This window comes from Brucella sp. RRSP16, assembly GCF_052246815.1.
Taxonomy (GTDB): Bacteria; Pseudomonadota; Alphaproteobacteria; order Rhizobiales; family Rhizobiaceae; genus Brucella; species Brucella intermedia.
Window position 1 is genome coordinate 54,812 of record NZ_JBQQAM010000014.1, and the last position, 19,127, is coordinate 73,938.

Below are 19,127 nucleotides of genomic sequence, written 5' to 3' on the forward strand. Positions count from 1 at the left end.
CATTTCGTCGGAGGGTTACAGGAAGGATCCACGGCATGAAAGTCATCAGAGCATTTCGCAATCTTGACCGGCACGGGCAACAGCGCGCGCCTGAGGTCATCGAGGAAGAGGTGCGGCAACTTGAACCTCATCTTGTACGCTTCAGCGAGGATCTCGTCCGGCTCGAAGTCGTCGCCTCCCAGACGAGGGGCAAAACGCGCATCCAGGTCAGCCTGCGCCTGCAACTGCCCTCGGGCGTGATCGCGGCGCAGGAAGAGGGGTTCGAGATCGAGCCTGTCCTGCGCAAGGCTTTTGCCGACCTGCGCCAGCGGGTTGACCGGCATGTGGCGCGCCTCAAGCACGAGTCTGAATACAAGCGTCCAGCCCGCCGGCGCCGGATCGGCGCCCCGCTGCCGTCGGCGCGGGATGCGGCGGAAGCCGACCGGCGCCAACTCTTCTTCGACCTGATCGAGGATCATCTCGATACGGTCTACGACACCGTCAGGCGCGAGTTGACCTATCTCGAGTGTAGCGGGTCTGTGCCGGCTGGCTACCTGAGCGTTGGCGATATCGTCGATGCGACGATCCTCAACGGTCTCAACCGCTTCGAGCGGCGGCCGACCGAATTCTCCGTCCGGGACTGGCTGACGCAACGGGCCTTCGAGACCGTCGAGGCCGAGGCGCGCGCCGCGCGCCGCGTAGCGCCCGAGGCGCCTGCCGGGGAGCCTACCGAGTCTGATGAGGAGATGTTCGAGTTCTACCAGCCCGACGACGTGTTGCTGCTCGAGGAACTCGTCGCCGACGACGGTGGGGACGACCCTGAAACGGCTGTCGCGAAACGGCAGGACGCGCTGGCCTTTCACCGGGCGATCGCCGGTCTGCCGGCGCTTTGGCGCAGGGTCCTGTTTCTTGTCGATCTGAACGACACCCCGCTTGAAGCAGCCTCCTTCGTTCTCGGCATTCCCGAAGACGAAGTGACCCGGATCGTCCAGTCGGCGCGCGATTATCTTCGCGATAAACTGCGTGACTCAGGTCAGTCTTCCGATACCGCTCATGCGCTTTTTGAGAGTGCTCATCAGAGAAGATTGCGAATTCCACAGCCCCTGCGGGATCGCGCTCGGCTGGAACGCGCTTTTCTGGGGGACAACCGAGGGGAAGCACCATGATGCGCGGACACAATCGTCCACCCTTTCCGCCGACGATACCCGGGACCAACATGAGGTCTTGGGACGTTCCGACCGCGATCATTTACCGGCCGGCTCGTTCCGCGATGACGTCGGCGCCGCGGCCCAACTACTGGATACTGGAATTCGAGCCGTCTCGGCCCCTGCAGGTCGAGCCGCTGATGGGATATACCTCCAGCAACGATCCCTATCGTTCGATCCGGCTGAAGTTTCCCGACCGCGAAAGCGCCGTGGAATTCGCGGAGCGGCAGGACTGGCGCTATTTCGTGCGTGAGGACGTGGCTCACCGGCATGCGCCTGACCGCTGGCGGGGAGAGGAGCGGCATCGCCTCTACAAGGGAGCCGACGCCCCGAACGCCTTTCGCATACCGTCCCGCCAGGATCGGGGTCGCACGGACCACCGACTCTGGCGCGCAGTCGATCAGGAAGGCTCGGTGGACCTGTTGTCGCAAGAACAGGCGGAATTCGATCCAGTTATCGAAGCCAGTCTTGAATCCTTCCCGGCCTCCGATCCCCCAGCCTGGACGGGCGTGACGATCGCCGGGAAAAAATAATGAACGCAATGGCCAGCGCGAGCGAGGATCTGCCGCTTGTTTCCCTACCTTGACAGCGTCGCGCGCCGCTACCCGCCCGTCATCGTATGGGCGGTCATCGGCATGAACGTCCTCGCGTTCCTCTATCAGATCAGCCTGCCTCCGCGCGTGCTGGACCGGTTCCTGTTCGAGTTCGCGCTGATGCCCTCGCGCTTCTTCGGGCAACTGAGCCTCGTCGCCCCGTCCGACTGGACCCCGTTCCTGACCAACATCTTCCTGCACGGGGGCTGGCTGCACCTCATCTTGAACATGTGGACGCTCTGGATCTTCGGCCCCGCCGTCGAAGATCGGCTCGGACCGGGTAGATTCACACTTTTCTATCTGTTCTGTGGTGTGGCGGCCGGACTGGCTCACGCGCTGGCGAACCCCGACTCAGTCGTTCCCGCGCTTGGCGCATCGGGGGCGATCGCGGGCGTGATCGGTTGCTACGCACGCATGTTTCCGGCGGCTCGGCTGGTGGTGATCGTGCCGATTCTGTTCATTCCCCTCTTCTTCGAAGTGCGCGCGGTCATTTTCGCGGTGATCTGGTTCTTCATGCAGGTCGTTCCCGGTTTCCTGTCGCTCGGCAGCGATCCGGCCACGGGCGGGGTTGCCTGGTGGGCGCATATCGGCGGGTTTCTCGCCGGTTGGCTTGTAACGCCACTCCTGCGAAGGCGCGCCGACGTCTATCGCCACTATTATCGCGACGAGGGCATCTATGGCTTTTTGCCGGATGGCCGACGGGAAGGAGGACAAGGTCCATGGACATAATGCAGCTGTTCTGGCTGTTCTTAATCATTTCGGCGCTGCAGCCGGTTCTGCAGCGCAGATATCTTGAGGCGATGCGCGTACGCAAGATCGCCAGTATCGAGAAGACGCGTGCCAGTCGCGTCATCCTGCTGATCCATCGGCAGGAGACGATGAACCTGCTGGGATTCCCCTTGATGCGCTACATCGACGTCAATGATTCGGAGGAAGTCCTGCGCGCGATCCAGATGACCGACGATGAAGTGCCACTCGACATCGTGCTGCATACACCGGGCGGCCTTGTGCTGGCAGCAACCCAGATCGCTCGGGCCATTCAGGGCCACAAGGGCAAGGTCACCGTGTTCGTGCCGCATTACGCGATGTCGGGCGGTACGTTGATTGCGCTTGCCGCCGACGAGATCGTGATGTGCGAGCATTCCGTGCTGGGACCCGTCGATCCGCAACTTGGCCAGTTGCCTGCTGCCTCGCTCCTCAAGGTCGTCGCCGAAAAGCCCATCGCCGAGATCGACGACCAGACCCTGATCATGGCCGATGTCGGTCGCAAGGCCATTGCGCAGATCGAGGCATTCGCGAAACGTCTGCTGTCCGACAAAATGGACGAGAACCGCGCGGCGGCGCTGGCGGCAAAGCTTGCGACAGGCACCTGGACCCACGACTATCCCATCTCTGCCGATGAGGCCCGCGACATGGGCCTGCCCGTTGGAAAGGACATGCCCAAGGAAATACTGGAGCTGATGACGCTCTATCCGCAGCCGGTTCGGCGCCAGGGCGGTAGCGTGGAATACCTGCCCGAGCCGCGGCAGCGAGAGGCCCGCCGCGCCATATCCACGCGCTGAACGCTTGCATCATTCGGCCGCAGAGCCCGGCTCGTCAACGAAAGGATACAGGATGCCCACGGTCGCTTGCCTGCAGTGCAATTCCACCAACAGGGTGCCGCAAGAGCGCCTGAGCAACAACCCCAATTGCGGACGCTGCAGCGCGCCTCTCTTTCAAGGCATGCCCGTCACGTTCACCGCGGCTAATTTTGACCGCCATGCGAATGCCGAACTGCCAATGCTGGTCGATTTCTGGGCCGAGTGGTGCGGGCCATGCAAGATGATGGCGCCCAATTCGAGGCGGCGGCGCGCTCGCTCGAACCCCATGTCCGCCTGAGCAAGCTCGACACCGAGGCCGAACAGCAGATTGCCGGCCGCTACGGGATCCATGGCATTCCCACCATGATCCTGTTCAGGAGCGGCAAGGAAATCGCGAGGACGAGCGCTGCAATGCCTGCCGCGCAGATAGCGCAGTGGGCGCGCTCGCACGTCTAGAGGTTACAGGTGTTGGCCTTCCCTGCGCCATGCCATCAGGAGAAGAACATGCATGGCGTGACCGGATTTGTCGAGAGTGCGGCCTTGTTGGTTGTTGCCGCGTTCGTGCTCGTGACGATATGTTCACGGATCGGCGTGCCCAGCATTGTCGGTTACATTCTTGCCGGTATAGTCATTGGACCCGTCGGCTTCGGCCTGATTGCCGAAAACGCTGCCCTTAGCAGCATTGGCGAGATCGGAGTGGTGCTGCTGCTGTTCGCGCTTGGCCTGGAATTCTCGTTCGAGAAGCTCGTAAAGCTCAGGAAGCATGTCTTCGGTCTTGGAGCCGTGCAGGTTGCAGTCACGACAATAACGGTTTCGTTGATAGCGAGTCTGATCTTCGATCTCGCGGCCGTCCCCGCAATCCTCATCGGCGGGGCCGTTGCAATGTCATCCACGGCCATGTGCCTCAAGGTGCTCGCAAGCGCGAACGCTCTGGGATCGGCCCATGGACGCCTGGCCATTGCGGTGCTTCTGTTTCAAGACTTGGCAGCTGTCGCATTCCTGCTTCTGCACGATTCGATGAGTGGAGCCGCCGAAGGGTTAGGCGTGATAACGGTCGTCGCCAGTGCAACGGCATTGGTTGCAGCCCTGTTCATTGCCCGTGGCCCGTTGCAGTTGCTGGCCCGTTGGGTAGCGTCGCGTGGCGATCCGGAACTTGCCCAGCTTCTCGCGCTCACCATTGTACTAGGGGCTGCGATTGTCGCGGCCACCTCCGGTCTTTCTCCAGCGCTCGCTGCATTCGCGGCCGGGATGATCATCGGCGAGGGTGACGCGCGCCATGCTGTCGAGAACGAGATCCGGCCTTTCCGCGATTTGTTTGTGGGGATTTTCTTTGTCGGCATCGGAACGCAATTGCCACTCTGGATCATCCCGTATGCGTGGCCAGTCGTGCTGAGCTGGCTCGCGATCATTTTCGCGGGCAAGACGCTGATCGTTTTGGTCGTGGCCCGAATATTCGGCGAGTCGCTTCAGACCTCATGGCGGACTGGGATCATCCTGGCCCACGGAGGAGAATTCAGCCTGATGCTGCTGTCGGTTTCCTCGACATCGGGCATTGTTGCAGAGGAATTCGCTGGTCCTTTACTCCTCGCGATTGGCATGAGCATGCTGGCCGGGAGTGTTATGGTCAGATGGGCGGGGCTAAAGGTTTAGTGGGGTCAACATCAATATAACTGCACGTGTTCAACCCCGCAGCAACGCCCAAGGACTTACGCGGTCTGGTCGGTGGCAAAATCCGCGAAGAACTGATTGTGGCAAACTGGCCTGATCTGTCTTTCCGAGACGAATGATAACCAGTCTATCTGGCTTCGGCGCATCGGAGGCTTTTTGTGCTGGACGATCAGATCATCGAGGTATGACTTGATTTTATCGAGTATTTCTTCGGACACATGCGGTCTGACGCGTTTCTCGCAGAATTCAGAGATCATATTGCGAAATTGAAGAGGTGAAGAAGTCTGTTTTTTCATTGCAGCCCAAATTGCTAAATTGACCGGCTTCTTGCCGGGCGTGGGCTGCTAATGCGAATTGATTAATCAATTCTGAAGCTTACAGAAACTAATGGCATGCTGGAGGTTCATATCCCTTTACATCAGGATTTTTGTCAATTCTTCATTGGATTGGCGTCGGTTTTCTCCTTCATAGGCGGATCCAAGGTCTGAGCTCATAGCAATTACCGGCCCGCTTCTCGGGCCTATACAACCTCACATCCGGTCACCGCTCTTAGCGGTTGCACCACTATCGCGCATTCGACGGGCTCGGGAGCACGGGACCAAACTCAAGATCGGCATTTAAAGGCCAAAAGGATACTCGGTCCGTTCACTTGATCCGTCAGGACTGATCAACCTTCAAATTCCCCAGCGGTTGCAGATCTGCTACGCAGATGTCCATTGATAATATCATGGATGATGCATGATATTTGACTCGACGTTCTCAACCTGATACAGCCTTTCGTGGTGGAGAGCTAAGGGAGAGTGAAATGAGTGGCAGGAACGCACTGATTGTTGGCGTCACCGGCATCATTGGTCGAAACTTGGCCGAGGAATTGCTAAGCGATGGCTGGGTGGTTTATGGGCTGGCGCGACGACCGGAATCTGCGCCGGCAGGCGTGATCTCACTGAAAGCAGATCTCAATCATTCGGAAGAAGTCCGCGCCACCCTTGCTAAAGTCCCGATTACTCACTTGTTTCAAGCAACATGGACGCCAGCCGCCACGGAACAAGAAGCTTCAGACGTAAACGCGCGTCATCTAGATGCGGTTCTGGATGCTATTCGCGCCGGCGCTGGACGGCTCCAGCATGTCGTGCTTGTGACTGGTGTTAAGCATTATCTTGGGCCATTCAAGGATTTTGGGCGTTATCTCCCGGAGACGCCTTTTCGGGAAGATGCCCCACGTTTGCCGCTCGAAAATTTCTACTACTCTCAGGAAGATCGATTGTTTTCGGCTGCCGAGCGCGATGGCTTTACGTGGAGCGTGCACCGCCCCAATGCGATTGTCGGGTTTGCAGTCGGTGCGCTCATGAATACGGGTGTGACACTTGCCTGTTACGCCACGATCTGCAGGGAAACAGGAAGGCCATTCGCTTTCACTGGCGCCGAAGAGCAATGGAACATGCTGACCGAAGTCAGTGACGCGCGTCTGATCGCCAAGCAACTTGCGTGGGCGGCGGTTACGCCTGCGGCGCAAAACATGGCCTTTAATACGGGCAATGGTGATGTGTTTCGCTGGCGTCGGATGTGGCGCGTAGTTGCCGATTATTTTGGTCTTCAGGTTGCGCCCTACGAGGGCGTTCAGCAATCCTTGCAAGAATTGATGGCTGATGCAGGACCAATCTGGCGCGATGTCGCCCTACGCAACGGCCTTGTTGAGCCAGATATCAATCGACTGGCGACCTGGTGGCACAGCGATGCCGATTTCGGGCGAAAGGTTGAATGTATTTCCGACATGACCCGCAGCCGCAAGGCAGGTTTTCTGGAATATCAGTCATCCGATGAGACTTTTATTGATCTCTTTCGTCGGCTCCAGGTTGAGCGGATTGTTCCAACCTACTGATGCAGTGAGTATCCAAAGGTAAATAGGAATTATGATCGTCTTCGGTTCTCCATCGAGATATTATCAAGGGCCCGGTTGTCTTGACCGTATCGGTAGTATCGTTCGCGAAATAGGTGAACGCATTATCGTGCTAGCAGATGCGTTTGTGTTGCCAATGTTAGAAAATCGCTTGCTCAAGAGTCTTGAGCAAGCTGAGCTTCAGGTACAAGTTCTGCCATTTTCAGGCGATGTTACATATGCCGCAATCGCAGAGTTGGTCTCGGCGGTTAACAAAGGTCAATTTGGCGGACGAGTGGATGCGGTCGTCGCAGTAGGTGGAGGCAAAGCCATTGATACAGGCAAAGCGCTCAGTGATCGGCTGAGCTGTGCGATTGTCACTGCGCCAACGGCTGCAGCTAATGATGCGCCGACATCAAAAAACTACGTTATTTATGACGAGAACCAGGTGCTTGTTGAAGTCGCACATCTTGCTGCGAACCCGCGCGCGGTGATTGCAGACACCGAGATTATTGCGAGCGCGCCGCGCACTCTTCTCGTTGCCGGGATTGGTGATGCGATCACAAAAGCCTTTGAAGCGAAGCAATGTTACGAGGTTCAAGGCAAGACGATGTTCGGTGAGCGTCCTTCGCTTTCCGCATTGAGACTGGCGGAAGCGGCCTATGAAACGGTGCGCGAATACGCAGTGGACGGACTGGCGATAGCGGGAACCCCGCAGCCTGGTTCGGCGTTCGAAAAGTTGGTGGAAGCACTGTTCGTTATGGGAGGGCTCGGGTTTGAGAGCGGAGGTCTTTCAATCGCTCATGCGATGACGCGCGGCTTATCGCGTGTTCAAGAAGCGGCGAAAGCAATGCATGGACAACAGGTCGCCTATGGACTGCTTGTCCAACTCACACTTGAGGGGCGTTCTGATGATTTTCTGACCGATCTGCGCGCTTTCTATAAAGATGTCGGATTGGCAAAGTCACTATCAGCTTTGGGCGTCGCCGACGTCCGGGACTCTGATTTGCAAGCCATCGCCGGGCCAACGCTTGCTGCACCGCACGCCACGAACTTCATTCGCACTTTAACCGAAGCGGATCTCATTGACGCTATGCGTGAAGTCGAGATCGCCGGTCGGTGCTCTTAGCAATCAAAACCAGGAGTACTATAATAATGGCTTCAATGGCTGGCGCATCGACAGCGCACAAGTCCAACAGCTTCGAACCGTCGGATGAGACAGTTGCAATGCTCAAGGAGCGTGCACAATTTATCCGTCTGGAAACAATTCGATTGATTGATATCGCAAAAACGGGACACTACACGTCGGTATTTTCCGCTGCGGAGATATTCGCCGCGCTTTATTACGATGTGATGCGTATTCGACGTGGAGAACCGGATTGGGCGTCACGTGACCGCTTTACGATTGGTAAGGGCCACGCTGCGGTTGGTCTGTTTCCGATCTATGCGGATCTCGACTTTTTCCCTAAGGACTGGCTCGACAACTATACCCGTCTAGGGAGCCCGCTCGGTGATCATCCTGATATGCGTAAAGTTCCTGGCGTGGACTTTTCATCCGGTTCAATCGGCCATGCGCTTTCCAATGGCCTTGGTATGGTCTTGGCGCAACGCTGGACCGGCGAAGACTATAAAGTCTTCTGCATGATGGGCGATGGAGAAATGCAGGAAGGCCAGGTTTGGGAGGCTGCTATGAGTGCAGCCCAGCACAAGGCTCGTAATCTGATCGCCATCATCGACCGGAACGGCTATCAGCTCGACGGCAAGGTCGATGACGTCATGAACATCGAACCGCTGGACGAGAAATGGCGCGCTTTCGGTTGGGAGGTGCATGTCGTTGACGGGCATGACGTGGCGGCAACGACCGAGCTACTACGGCGCGTGCGTGCCGACGATCAACGTCAGGTTCCTTGCTGCATCATAGCCAAGACCATGAAGGGCAAGGGCGTCTCCTATATGGAAACAGAGCCGGGCTGGCATCTCGGTTATCTCGATCCGTCGGACGCCGAAGCCGCCATTGCTGAAATCAAGTCGCGGGAGATCTGACTATGAGCCACCCCCTTTCCCCCAATTCCTGGCAATATCGCGGTTTGAATGCAGCAAATCCGGGTCTTGATCATCTTTCGAACGGTCTTATTGATCTCGTGAAGGCAGGACACAATGTTGTTGCCGGTTCTGCTGATCTGCAATATTCCAACGGCCTCAATCGTTTTGCATCGGCCTACCCGGATCGATACATTTCCTTCGGCATTTCTGAACAGAATATGGTGAGTGCGGCAGCTGGCATTGCGACCTGCGGTGTTACGCCGTTCGTTGCGACTTTCGCCTCCTTCATCGCATTGCTCGCCTGCGAGCAGATCCGCATGGACGTTGCTTATTCTGCGCAGCCGGTGCGAATGATTGGCCATCACACGGGCATATCGCTGGGCTTCTACGGGACGTCGCATCACGCGACAGAAGATATAGCGACGACACGTTCGATTGCCGATCTTTCCGTCGTCTCACCTGCGGACGGCGCTCAGCTCGAGGCAGCCATTCGCGCGTCGGCCAATCATGATCGACCGATCTATTGTCGTATCGGTCGGGGTCGAGATCCAGTTGTTTACGACAAGGATACGACCTTCGTTTTCGGTAAGGCGCATGAACACATCCAAGGTGAAGAGCTAACGATTATTGCCTGCGGTATGGCCGTTCACGGTGCGCTTGAAGCGGCCCGTGCGATGAATGCCAACGGTCGCTCTGTTGGGGTGATCGATATGGCTTCAATCAAGCCTCTTGATCGCGAAGCTATACTTTCTGCTGCTTCGCGCACGAAGAAAATTATGACGGTTGAAGAGCACAATGTTCTGGGCGGGCTTGGCGCGGCTGTAGCCGAGGTTTTGGCTGACGAAGGCGCTGGCGTCAAACTCAAGCGGCATGGGATCTACGACGAGTACAGTCTCATTGCGCCACCGACTCATCTTTATGCGCACTACAAATTAGATGGTGCCGGCATTCGTTCAGTTGCTGAAGAGTTTTTGAATTCTTGAGATTGAGCGCGAATGTGCGGAAAGGAAACGACATGAAAACGGCTATTATTACGGGCGGTGGCACGGGTATCGGCCTTGCTACGGCAACGCAACTGGTGGCGCATGGCTATCGTGTCATCGCTGGTGGGATGGACCGAGAAGATGTGCTGCCGGAAGGCGTGGAGTTTGTAAAAACTGACGTTACAAGCATTGAAGAACTCGACAGCTTGATGCAACGCACGGATCGTATCGATGCCCTTGTCAATTGCGCCGGTGTACTCCGCCACGACAAGGAATGGGAGATCGACGATTTTCGCTTCGTCATGGATATCAACCTGACAGCCAGTCTTGCAGCGGCCAAAGCGGCGCTTTCTGGATTGGAGGCTGCAGGCGGTTCCATTGTGAACATCGCCTCTATGTGGAGTTTCTTTGGTTCGGCGGGCTCTCCCGCTTATTCCGCGTCGAAAGGTGCGATTGTTTCGCTGACGCGCTCCATGGCTGTCGCTTGGGGCAAGAAAGGCATTCGAGTGAATGCCGTGGCGCCGGGGTGGGTCAATACGCGTATGTCGTCGAAGGCCAAAAACGACCCGGAACGCGGCCCGCGTATCGCCGCGCGTATTCCGCTGGAACGTTGGGCCGAACCTGATGAAATCGGTAAAGTGATCCGTTTCCTCGTGTCATCGGACGCATCTTACGTGCACGGCGTCGTTCTACCCGTCGATGGTGGCTACTCGATCGCCTGATTGAGATGAACATATATCATGCATCATGCCTTGAAAGACGCGTCGGTCTATGGCAATGCTGCAAGTTGGAGCGAGTGCTTAGGGGAGGCAAATGACAAACGGGATCGCAATCATCCGTGAAAGCCGCGTCTGTGAAGTGATGCGGCGAGCGCTATTGGCGATCGTCTCGACGCCCGCTTATCCCGCGCTTGTGTTGTTGTTGGCTTGCGCGGCGGTGCTGCAGCCGCGTTTGCTGTCGATCCCCTTTATGTTGATCGTCTTACGACAAGCTGCTCCGCTGGCTCTAGCGGCAATCGGTCAGAGCTTGCCCATGATCGGTCGATCGATCGATCTTTCAGTTGGGGGTGTTATGGCGCTCTCCAATGTCGTGATCGCATTGCCGATGATATCGAAGGGCGCGCCAGCATGGTCGCTGGCGTTGCCGCTGGCAATTGGCGCCATTGTCGGCTTGGCGAATGGAATTCTGATTGTCGGCATGCGGGCTTCCGCCGTTGTAGTGACTCTTGGAATGTCGATAATTCTCATCGGGACAAGTTATATCGTTAGTGGTGGCGCACCTGGCGGTCAGGTAAACCCGATCATTCGATATGTGGCTACGGGGCGCATTGGCATTTTTCCCTTGGCGGGGCTCCTACTGATTGTGGTGGCTGTTATAGTCGCCATCATACTGCGGCGTTCCGTATTTGGGCATACACTTCGCGCCATCGGTAGTAGTCATTCCGCTGCCAGGCTTGGCGGGTTGTCAGTGGCGCCGGGACTTTATCTTGCTCATGTATTGAGTGGGCTCCTGGCGGGAATCTCGGCTATCATACTGACGGGATATATCGGCACGGGTACGCTCAATCTTGGCTCAGACATTGTTCTGGCTTCCGTTGCGGCGGTCGTACTTGGCGGTACGAGTTTCGGCGGTGGCCAAGGTGGCGTGATCGGCATTCTTGTTGGCGCTTTGACGCTGACATTTCTCGCCAACTTGCTCACCGGTATTGGCATGCCGCAGCCGGTCCAACTCATTATTCAAGGTGTAATCATCGCAAGTGCTGCGGCTATCGCCGTGCGCCGCAAAGGCTGAAATATCCGGACAACCGGAGTAAAGGGCGCAATATGCGCACAGTGGGAGGAAGAAAATGAATCGTCACATATTGGGAATTCTCTCGGCCGCCAGCCTCATGGCGTCTACTGCTATCGCCGGAGCGCAGTCTGGCATTGAGTTAAGTCCCGCTCTTCAGGCGGCGGAAGGCGCGCAAACGCAGACTCTGCAACCGTCCAAGAAGGAGAGTTTTGTCATCGGCCTTAGCAACATCTCCGTCGTCAATACCTGGCGCGTGCAGATGATTGAAGAAGCAAAGTATGAAGCCAAGCAACATTCCGAAATCAAGGAAATGGTGGTTACTGATGCTGGGGGTGATACTAACAAGCAGGTTGCCGATATCGAGGATCTTCTAGCGCGCGGGGTCGATGCGCTTCTCGTCGCGCCGGGTTCTGAAGTGGCCTTAAACGGTGTTCTCGATAAAGCCTATGCTTCAGGAATTCCCGTGGTGATTTTTTCGTCCGATGCCGGTTCAAAAGATTACACCGTGAAGATTCTGGGTGATGATGTTGATTTCGGTCGCGCTGGTGCAGAGTTTCTTGCCAAGACATTGGGTGGAAAAGGCAACATTATCGGGATCCGTGGCATTTCCGGAAATTCGATCGATAATGATCGATGGAAGGGGGTCGAAGAAGTTCTGAAGAACTATCCAGATATCAAGATCATTGATACGGCCTTTGGAGATTGGGCTTATGACAAGGGCAAGAGAGTTTGTGAATCACTTCTGACTGCACATCCTGACCTGAATGGCATCTGGTCTTCCGGCGGCGCCATGACTCAAGCTTGTGCGGAAGTGCTCAATGAGAACGGTTTGCCGCTGGTTCCGATGACGGGCGAGGGTAATAATGGTTTCTTGCGCATTTGGCAGGAAATGGACCTAACCAGTGTTGCACCACAATATCCCACTTGGTTCGGCCAGCAGGCCGTCATCGCGGCACTTCGCGTGCTGAAGGGCGAACCAGTTGCAAAGGACTATTTGTTGCGCCCGGCGCCGATCACCAAGGATGAAATATCCAAATATTATAACGCTGATCTGACCGATGCATATTGGGTCGGTTCAAGCCTCCCAGAGGAGACGCTGAAAACCATTTATGCGAAATGATGTGGGTAGCGGATTAAACGCAATGCTACTGGAAGCAATAGACATAAAGAAGTCGTTTGGACGAGTGGAGGCGCTCAAGGGCGTCTCGCTCCGCCTGCGCCCATCCACCGTTCATGCGGTGCTCGGCGAGAACGGTGCGGGAAAGTCGACTTTGATGAAGATATTCTCAGGTGTCTTTAAGCCGTCATCAGGTATTCTGCGGATAAAGGGAGAAGACGTTTCCTTGGCGCATGCTGAGCAGGCGCGCGTGGCCGGAGTGTCAACGATCTTCCAGGAGTTTATCCTGCTGCCCAATCTGTCCGTGGCTGAGAATTTGTTTCTCGGCCGCGAATATCGAACACGGTTTGGCGGCCTTGATCGCCGCAAAATGGAAGACGAAAGTGGGCGCGTGCTTGAAGGTTTGGGGTTGTCGATCGATCCGGCGATCGTAACATCACGGCTGCGCGTTGCGGATCAACAGATGGTGGAAATCGCCAAGGGGGTAATGCGAGATGCAGACATCTTTGTTTTCGACGAGCCTACGGCAGCTCTGGGAGACCGCGAAGCTGAGCAATTCTTTGGGTTGGTGCGAACTCTAAAGGCAAAGGGCAAGGGTATTCTCTATATCTCGCACCGATTGCCTGAGCTATTTGACCTCTGCGACGAGGTTACAGTACTGAAAGACGGACAATTCGCCGGGCATTTCCATATCGCTGATACTAATCCTGACCAATTGATTGCGACGATGGTTGGGCGAGATCTGGGTCAGCTCTATCCATTACGCTCTGAAGAATCGTCTGCGAATGTGGCGCCAGCATTGGAGTTTATAGATGTGGCTACAGAGGGCCTCCAGGGCCCGGTAGACTTTTCGGTGAGGGCGAACGAAATTATTGGACTGGCGGGGCTGGAAGGGCAAGGACAGATCGAAATTACGCGAGCTCTATTCGAGGGGTGGCCAACAACTTCCGGTGAAATCCGGCTATTTGGCGATGCTATCCGCCACTCAGATCCGAGGGGAGGCATTCGCGCCGGGGTTGGGCTAATCCCGGAAGACCGGAAGGGAGACGGCATCTATCCAACGCTGGGCGTTGATCGCAATATTGCCGCCAGTCTGCTCCCAGGACGCCGATTGTTCCATCTGGCGCCAGCTCCCAAGGATGAAATCCTTAAACAGATCGGCAAGCTTAATATTCGCCTTGGTTCACCGTCGCAGCCTATCGGGGAGCTTTCGGGCGGTAATCAGCAAAAAGCGCTACTTGCAAGGTGGCTTCTGCGTGGCGTGAAGTTGCTGATATGCGAAGAGCCGACACGCGGCGTCGATATCGGAGCAAAGTCGGAAATTTATGCGCTGCTCCGTAATCTTGCAGACCGCGGTGTACCCGTACTTGTCACTTCCCGGGAACTTCCCGAGCTGATCGGCCTCTGTGATCGTATCATCGTTGTTCGCGAAGGCGCGACGGTTGCCGAGTTCGACGGAAAATCGGTGACAGAAGAATTGATTATGCAAGCAGCCGTAGGAGGACGAACGCAATGAGCCCGCTGACATCTCATTCGGCGATTGCTTTGCGGCGGCGGTCCGCTTGGCCTGTTTTGGCATTGCTCTTCCTCCTGGCCATTGTTCTCGGAGTTATGTCTCCGGGAATATTGTCGCCCCTGAACCTCACCAACATTTTGAATCAGCAGGCTAGCCTCATTTTCGTCACCATAGGGCAGGCGATCGTTGTGCTGACCGGAGGGCTGGATCTCTCCGTCGGGTCTGTTGTTAGTTTGACAACTGCAATCGTCAGCATGAATAGCCCTTGGGCGGTGCCGCTTGCCATTCTTGCCGCGCTCGTCGCCGGGGCAGTCAACGCTTATGGTGTGGTGTGGTTGCGTGTTCATCCGATCCTAATGACGTTGAGTACGATGACCGCGCTTCAGGGCATAGCGCTTCTGCTTCGTCCCATCCCCGGCGGAGCGGTTCCTGGTTGGTTGGCCGCCTATTCGAATGGTAATCTCTACGGCGCACCGTACCCGGTCTGCCTTGCGGTTCTCACCGTATTCATTGCTGGATTGTTGCTGGCGCGTAGCCGGTACGGTCTGCATCTGATTGCCAGTGGCTCTAATCCCGACAATGCCCGCCTCGGCGGTGTAAATTCCAACAGGGTTGTAGCGACCGCCTATGTCTTCTCCTCGTTGTTGGCTTGCGTCGGCGGAATTAACGTGGCCGGCCGCCTTGCCAGCGGCGACCCGCTTGTCGGTTCGCAATTTGCTATTGATTCTGTTGCTGCAACAGCGCTCGGTGGAACATTATTATCAGGCGGACTGGGAGGGATTTCTGGCCCTATCGGTGGCGTCCTCTTTCTGGCATTGCTCGCTAATGGGCTGAATTTTTTGAATATATCGACTTACTATCAAATGATCATAAAGGGTATTCTCCTGATCGTCGCGGTCAGCGCGCACCGACGCAAGAGCCCCGGACTTTGACATGGAAGGAATTACAACGATGGAAATCAAGGCGATCGTCGATTGCGAAACCATTTTGGGCGAGGGGCCGTTGTGGGATGTTCGCGAACAGAAGCTCTACTGGATCGACTCTTACGGCGCTAAAATCTTCCGTAGCGACGAAAACGGTAATGGCGTGGAAAGCTGGGACGTGCCACAGAAAATTGGTTCGCTGGCGTTGCGGCAACAAGGCGGAGCGATCCTTTCGCTCGCCGATGGCTTCTACACGTTTGATTTCTCAACGGGAGCGATCAGCCTTCTTCAAAACGTGAAGCACAAAGCATCAACAGTTCGAATGAATGACGGCAAGGTCGATGCTTGTGGGCGCTTCGTTTCCGGCAGCATCGAAATCACAGAAGAGGGCGCCGATGCGGAACTTTACAGCGTTGGCGCTGATCGAACAGTTCGGATGATTGATGATAACATTGTGGTCTCCAACGGCCCATGCTGGAGCCCGGATGGCCGTATTTTCTATTTTGCCGATAGTCGTTCACGCGCGATTTGGGCGTATGACTACGATCTTGAAAGCGGAAATGTCAGCAATAAGCGAAGGTTCTGCGAATTTGGCCCGGAGGACGGCTTGCCGGACGGCGCTACTGTGGATGCGGAAGGGCATGTCTGGAGCGCAGGCGTCTATAAAAGCAAGATCCACCGGTTCGACCCTGCGGGTAAAAAAGTGTTAAGTATTGATATGCCCGTTGTTTGCGTAACCAGTGTTATGTTTGGCGGGCGTAATCTTGATCGCCTCTATGTTACTTCGATGAAAGAAGCACCTGTTCCAGGTATCAAAGAAACCGGTCCATTGGCTGGCTCTCTTTTTGTCATTGATGGCTTGGGCGTCATGGGTGTACCTGAGTATCGATACGGTGGATAGTGGATATCGCAGGGGGTTTCCATGCTGGTCGGAACGCGTTGGAAGCATTATAACCTTCCCAAATTAGTTAAGAGGGCGAGATGCAGACCAAATCATTGTCCCGAGCAAGCCTTTCAACGCAGCTCTATCAAGAGCTGCGGCAGGGATTGATGGACGGATACTTCAGGCCAGGCCAGCGATTGACGATCGCGGCCTTGGCCGAGCAGTATGGGACGAGCATTACCCCCGTACGCGAGGCGATCTTTCGCCTCGTCAGCGAAAAGGCGCTGGAAATGAGAGCGGCGACATCAATCGTCGTTCCCAAGCTGACCTCCCGTGATTTGCGGGAGATCATTTCAATTCGCGTCGAGCTGGAAGGTATCGCAGCGCAGCGTGTTGCGGAGATCGTAACCGAGAAGCAGATCGAAGATTTCGTTAGTTTGAACGAAAGCTTCATTCAAGCCGCTGCGACTGATCCAGAGCTCGCCAGCCGCATCAATCGTGACTTCCATTTTCGAATATTAACGCTGGCAGGACTGCCCTACATTGAATCCATATGTGAAAGTATGTGGGCGTTGATGGGCCCGTTCCTCCGAACATTTCACGAGGAGATACCTGTTCGTGAACTCTCCGGACGCGACCACAAGCACTTTAATCTCATAGATGCATTGAAGGACCATGATCCTGAAGCCGCCAAACTTGCCATGCAGCAAGATGTGCGATGGAGCTACGAGCTCGTTGCTGAGCAGGAGAGAGCTGAAAGCCGAAATTGAATATGGCTACTGCATTTCTGTTACTCGATAAAAATGTGCTGACCATTTATCGATTGCGGTGGTATTCAACCGACTAGTGCTCGTTCCTAAATAGGGAACAGGGACTCTCATCCTGGCAGAAGTTTTGAACGCGCCCCATCTTATCGCCGTCTGACACGCGCAAACGCATCGCTGTGCTGGTCATCGGAAATCAGCACGTCGTCCAATGACAAGGGTCAATGGTTCATATCCTTTCAAGGCGGCGGATGGAATGATGTACGGTTTACTCGGTGGTGCATCGCCAGCTTATCTCGCGCCGAAGATCCAGCAATTGGTCGCCGATTTCGCTGATGAATGGCTCAGCGACGTCCCCGCCGCATTGAGACTTAAACCCGGAAGCTTTCAGTTCCCTGTGGCCCAAAATAGGACGCGCACCTCGAAGCCTGAACAGAGCCAACTTATAATTGCGGCATCACCGGAAGCATGTCACTGCAAATGCATCAAGCGGTTGATGTGCTGAGATTTCACGCCTGACGCAAATTGAACAGGGTTGTTCAGGTCGCAGTTTATCGTCGTGAGATCATAGCGTTTCACGTTTTCGCAGTAAACAAACGGGTTGTATTGTTTGTTAGTTGACACCCAGTCGACATCAAGTCATCTTCTGCTGCGGTGGACAATAACGTCCACGCAGGGGAACAGGTGATCAATCCGTTTAGCTCGTCGATAATTTTCGACATAGGTGAGTTAGAAGCACCTTTCTTCCTAATTCAAAATCAGAAAGGAAGTATCGTGTTACGCGATGAATATGAATCTGCTGGCTATGGCGAGGTTGCGGTCGGATATGGGAAACGTCCCGCAATTCTGGTTATCGATTTTCAAAAATCTCACACATCGCAAGAATATCCCTTTGGCGGCAAGCCACTCGCAGTAAGAGCGCTTGAGAATACCCGCAAACTTCTCGATGTAGCGCGACCACTTTCGATCCCGGTGGCAGTCTGTTTCACAGCATATCAGAGTGAGCGCGACATGCCGTTCTGGAAAATCAAGCCAGTACGCGATAACTACATTATGCCCAACGATGCGATCCAACTCGAAGATAACCTCGTAGACTCGTCATATGATTTGGTTATTCGTAAGACGGGGCCATCGATGTTCTATGAAACAAAGGTTGAGCCATTTCTTACAAAGGCATCCGTAGATACCGTTATCGTAACTGGCGTGAATACGAGCGGTTGTATCAGAGCTACTGTTATTGATAGTTTCCAGCGCGGCTATCGCACGATTGTTCCTGAAGACTGCGTCGGTGATGTTGAAGAAGGTCCGCATCGAGACAATCTACGGGATGTAGGACGGCGTTACGCTGACGTCGTCGATTTGGAAAGTGTCCTCGCATACTTCAAAACACTTTAGAAACTGACACGTCTCCCCTCTCGTGTGTTAAATTCATGAGAGGGGATAGGATGGATAAACACCTAACGAATGTTGGAAATTCATTCCTCTTTGGTATCAGCCGGATCAACTCTACTCTCGACCAAAGAACTGTATAATTCGATAAGCTTTTGACCAGCCTGCACATCTCTATCGAATAGTTGATAGAGTGCAACTCCTCTCATTGTGGACATCATTAAATGTAAATGTTGAACATTCAGGCCCATCTTTCGGTCGGTGAAGTTTAAGCTTCGAAGAAATTCATCTCTAACATTGACCCATCTTGACATTTCATCCCTTAAACGAATGCCTAGATCGTTATCCAAACGTGCCGCAACCATAAGTTCAAGTGACGCTATATACCGTTTGTCTGAAAACAGATTCTCCCACAACTCGGTTATAAGTTGCGCTACAGTATACTCTTCGGTGGTTGGATTGGCGGTGAATGGCCTAACTTGCGACCAATCATTATGAAGTCGCTGCAAAGCTGCAACAAGAAGATCATTTCTCGAAGCGTATTGATGAGTCAGTGCCCCGCGAGAGACCTTCGCTTTCTTTGCAATGAATGCAGTTGTTATACAGTGGTAACCAACTTCAGCCAAGGCCTCCAGCGTTGCGTTGCAAATTTTCGCTTGCGTATTTGATGAACGCTCCGCTTGGGTTTGTCGCTTGCCTTTTTTTCCTGCTCTGCCATCCATTTCAGCTGACTTTTCAATCATAGCACTGCTCCGCCACTGGTAACGAACGTCATCTTCGCTTGATCCTCCTAATCCCATATCTTTTCAATGTTGTT

The 19,127-nt window shown here is 55.0% G+C and carries 18 protein-coding genes and 1 pseudogene; 18 read left to right on the forward strand and 1 reads right to left on the reverse strand.

Annotation, left to right across the window (positions count from 1 at the left end; all coding sequences use genetic code 11):
- Positions 1–35: 35 nt before the first annotated feature.
- The 18 genes and pseudogenes from ACS5UA_RS19590 to ACS5UA_RS19675 all read left to right on the forward strand — a co-directional run bounded on the left by ACS5UA_RS19590 (position 36) and on the right by ACS5UA_RS19675 (position 18,316).
- Positions 36–1,145, forward strand: coding sequence for an RNA polymerase sigma factor (locus ACS5UA_RS19590; RefSeq protein WP_443101689.1), 1,110 nt, complete (start codon positions 36–38; stop codon positions 1,143–1,145).
- A 50-nt stretch (positions 1,146–1,195) separates the two neighbouring features.
- Entirely contained in the window at positions 1,196–1,717 is a 522-nt protein-coding gene (locus tag ACS5UA_RS19595; protein ID WP_443101690.1) for an NADH dehydrogenase ubiquinone Fe-S protein 4, read from the forward strand.
- A 36-nt stretch (positions 1,718–1,753) separates the two neighbouring features.
- The gene (locus tag ACS5UA_RS19600) at positions 1,754–2,506 is read left to right on the forward strand and encodes a rhomboid family intramembrane serine protease (RefSeq protein ID WP_443101691.1); all 753 of its coding nucleotides are present in this window, start codon (positions 1,754–1,756) and stop codon (positions 2,504–2,506) included.
- Positions 2,497–3,339 carry an SDH family Clp fold serine proteinase gene (locus tag ACS5UA_RS19605; RefSeq protein WP_443101692.1) on the forward strand — a complete coding sequence of 281 codons (843 nt, stop codon included), beginning with the start codon at positions 2,497–2,499 and terminating at the stop codon, positions 3,337–3,339. Before ACS5UA_RS19600 ends, ACS5UA_RS19605 begins: the two co-directional genes overlap by 10 nt.
- A gap of 52 nt (positions 3,340–3,391) precedes the next feature.
- Positions 3,392–3,813 (forward strand): annotated as a pseudogene (gene trxC / locus ACS5UA_RS19610) (thioredoxin TrxC).
- Between the two features lie 48 nt (positions 3,814–3,861).
- On the forward strand, positions 3,862–5,007 hold the full coding sequence (locus ACS5UA_RS19615) for a cation:proton antiporter domain-containing protein (protein ID WP_443101693.1): 1,146 nt from the start codon (positions 3,862–3,864) through the stop codon (positions 5,005–5,007).
- A gap of 823 nt (positions 5,008–5,830) precedes the next feature.
- The gene (locus ACS5UA_RS19620; protein ID WP_443101694.1) at positions 5,831–6,904 is read left to right on the forward strand and encodes an SDR family oxidoreductase; all 1,074 of its coding nucleotides are present in this window, start codon (positions 5,831–5,833) and stop codon (positions 6,902–6,904) included.
- A gap of 31 nt (positions 6,905–6,935) precedes the next feature.
- Positions 6,936–8,030: a glycerol dehydrogenase gene (locus tag ACS5UA_RS19625; RefSeq protein WP_443101695.1), complete on the forward strand. Its 1,095-nt coding sequence runs from the start codon at positions 6,936–6,938 to the stop codon at positions 8,028–8,030.
- A gap of 26 nt (positions 8,031–8,056) precedes the next feature.
- Positions 8,057–8,944, forward strand: a complete 888-nt coding sequence (locus ACS5UA_RS19630; RefSeq protein ID WP_443101696.1) for a transketolase — start codon at positions 8,057–8,059, stop codon at positions 8,942–8,944.
- A 2-nt stretch (positions 8,945–8,946) separates the two neighbouring features.
- On the forward strand, positions 8,947–9,927 hold the full coding sequence (locus ACS5UA_RS19635; protein ID WP_443101697.1) for a transketolase family protein: 981 nt from the start codon (positions 8,947–8,949) through the stop codon (positions 9,925–9,927).
- 32 nt (positions 9,928–9,959) lie between these two features.
- A complete protein-coding gene (locus ACS5UA_RS19640; RefSeq protein ID WP_443101698.1) occupies positions 9,960–10,649 on the forward strand; it encodes an SDR family NAD(P)-dependent oxidoreductase in 690 nt (229 codons plus the stop codon).
- Between the two features lie 91 nt (positions 10,650–10,740).
- Positions 10,741–11,718: an ABC transporter permease gene (locus ACS5UA_RS19645; protein WP_443101699.1), complete on the forward strand. Its 978-nt coding sequence runs from the start codon at positions 10,741–10,743 to the stop codon at positions 11,716–11,718.
- 55 nt (positions 11,719–11,773) lie between these two features.
- Entirely contained in the window at positions 11,774–12,838 is a 1,065-nt protein-coding gene (locus ACS5UA_RS19650) for an ABC transporter substrate-binding protein (protein WP_443101700.1), read from the forward strand.
- 22 nt (positions 12,839–12,860) lie between these two features.
- A complete protein-coding gene (locus ACS5UA_RS19655; protein ID WP_443101701.1) occupies positions 12,861–14,351 on the forward strand; it encodes a sugar ABC transporter ATP-binding protein in 1,491 nt (496 codons plus the stop codon).
- Positions 14,348–15,283 carry an ABC transporter permease gene (locus ACS5UA_RS19660; RefSeq protein WP_443101702.1) on the forward strand — a complete coding sequence of 312 codons (936 nt, stop codon included), beginning with the start codon at positions 14,348–14,350 and terminating at the stop codon, positions 15,281–15,283. Before ACS5UA_RS19655 ends, ACS5UA_RS19660 begins: the two co-directional genes overlap by 4 nt.
- Position 15,284: 1 nt before the next feature.
- Positions 15,285–16,175, forward strand: coding sequence for an SMP-30/gluconolactonase/LRE family protein (locus tag ACS5UA_RS19665; protein ID WP_443101703.1), 891 nt, complete (start codon positions 15,285–15,287; stop codon positions 16,173–16,175).
- Positions 16,176–16,255: 80 nt separating this feature from the next.
- Positions 16,256–16,927, forward strand: coding sequence for a GntR family transcriptional regulator (locus tag ACS5UA_RS19670; protein ID WP_443101704.1), 672 nt, complete (start codon positions 16,256–16,258; stop codon positions 16,925–16,927).
- 678 nt (positions 16,928–17,605) lie between these two features.
- On the forward strand, positions 17,606–18,316 hold the full coding sequence (locus tag ACS5UA_RS19675; RefSeq protein ID WP_235824472.1) for an isochorismatase family protein: 711 nt from the start codon (positions 17,606–17,608) through the stop codon (positions 18,314–18,316).
- An 80-nt stretch (positions 18,317–18,396) separates the two neighbouring features.
- Here the strand turns inward: ACS5UA_RS19675 and ACS5UA_RS19680 are convergent, their stop codons facing one another.
- Complete coding sequence (locus ACS5UA_RS19680; RefSeq protein WP_176056135.1) at positions 18,397–19,053, reverse strand: TetR/AcrR family transcriptional regulator; 657 nt, start codon at positions 19,051–19,053, stop codon at positions 18,397–18,399.
- Between the last annotated feature and the right edge of the window lie 74 nt (positions 19,054–19,127).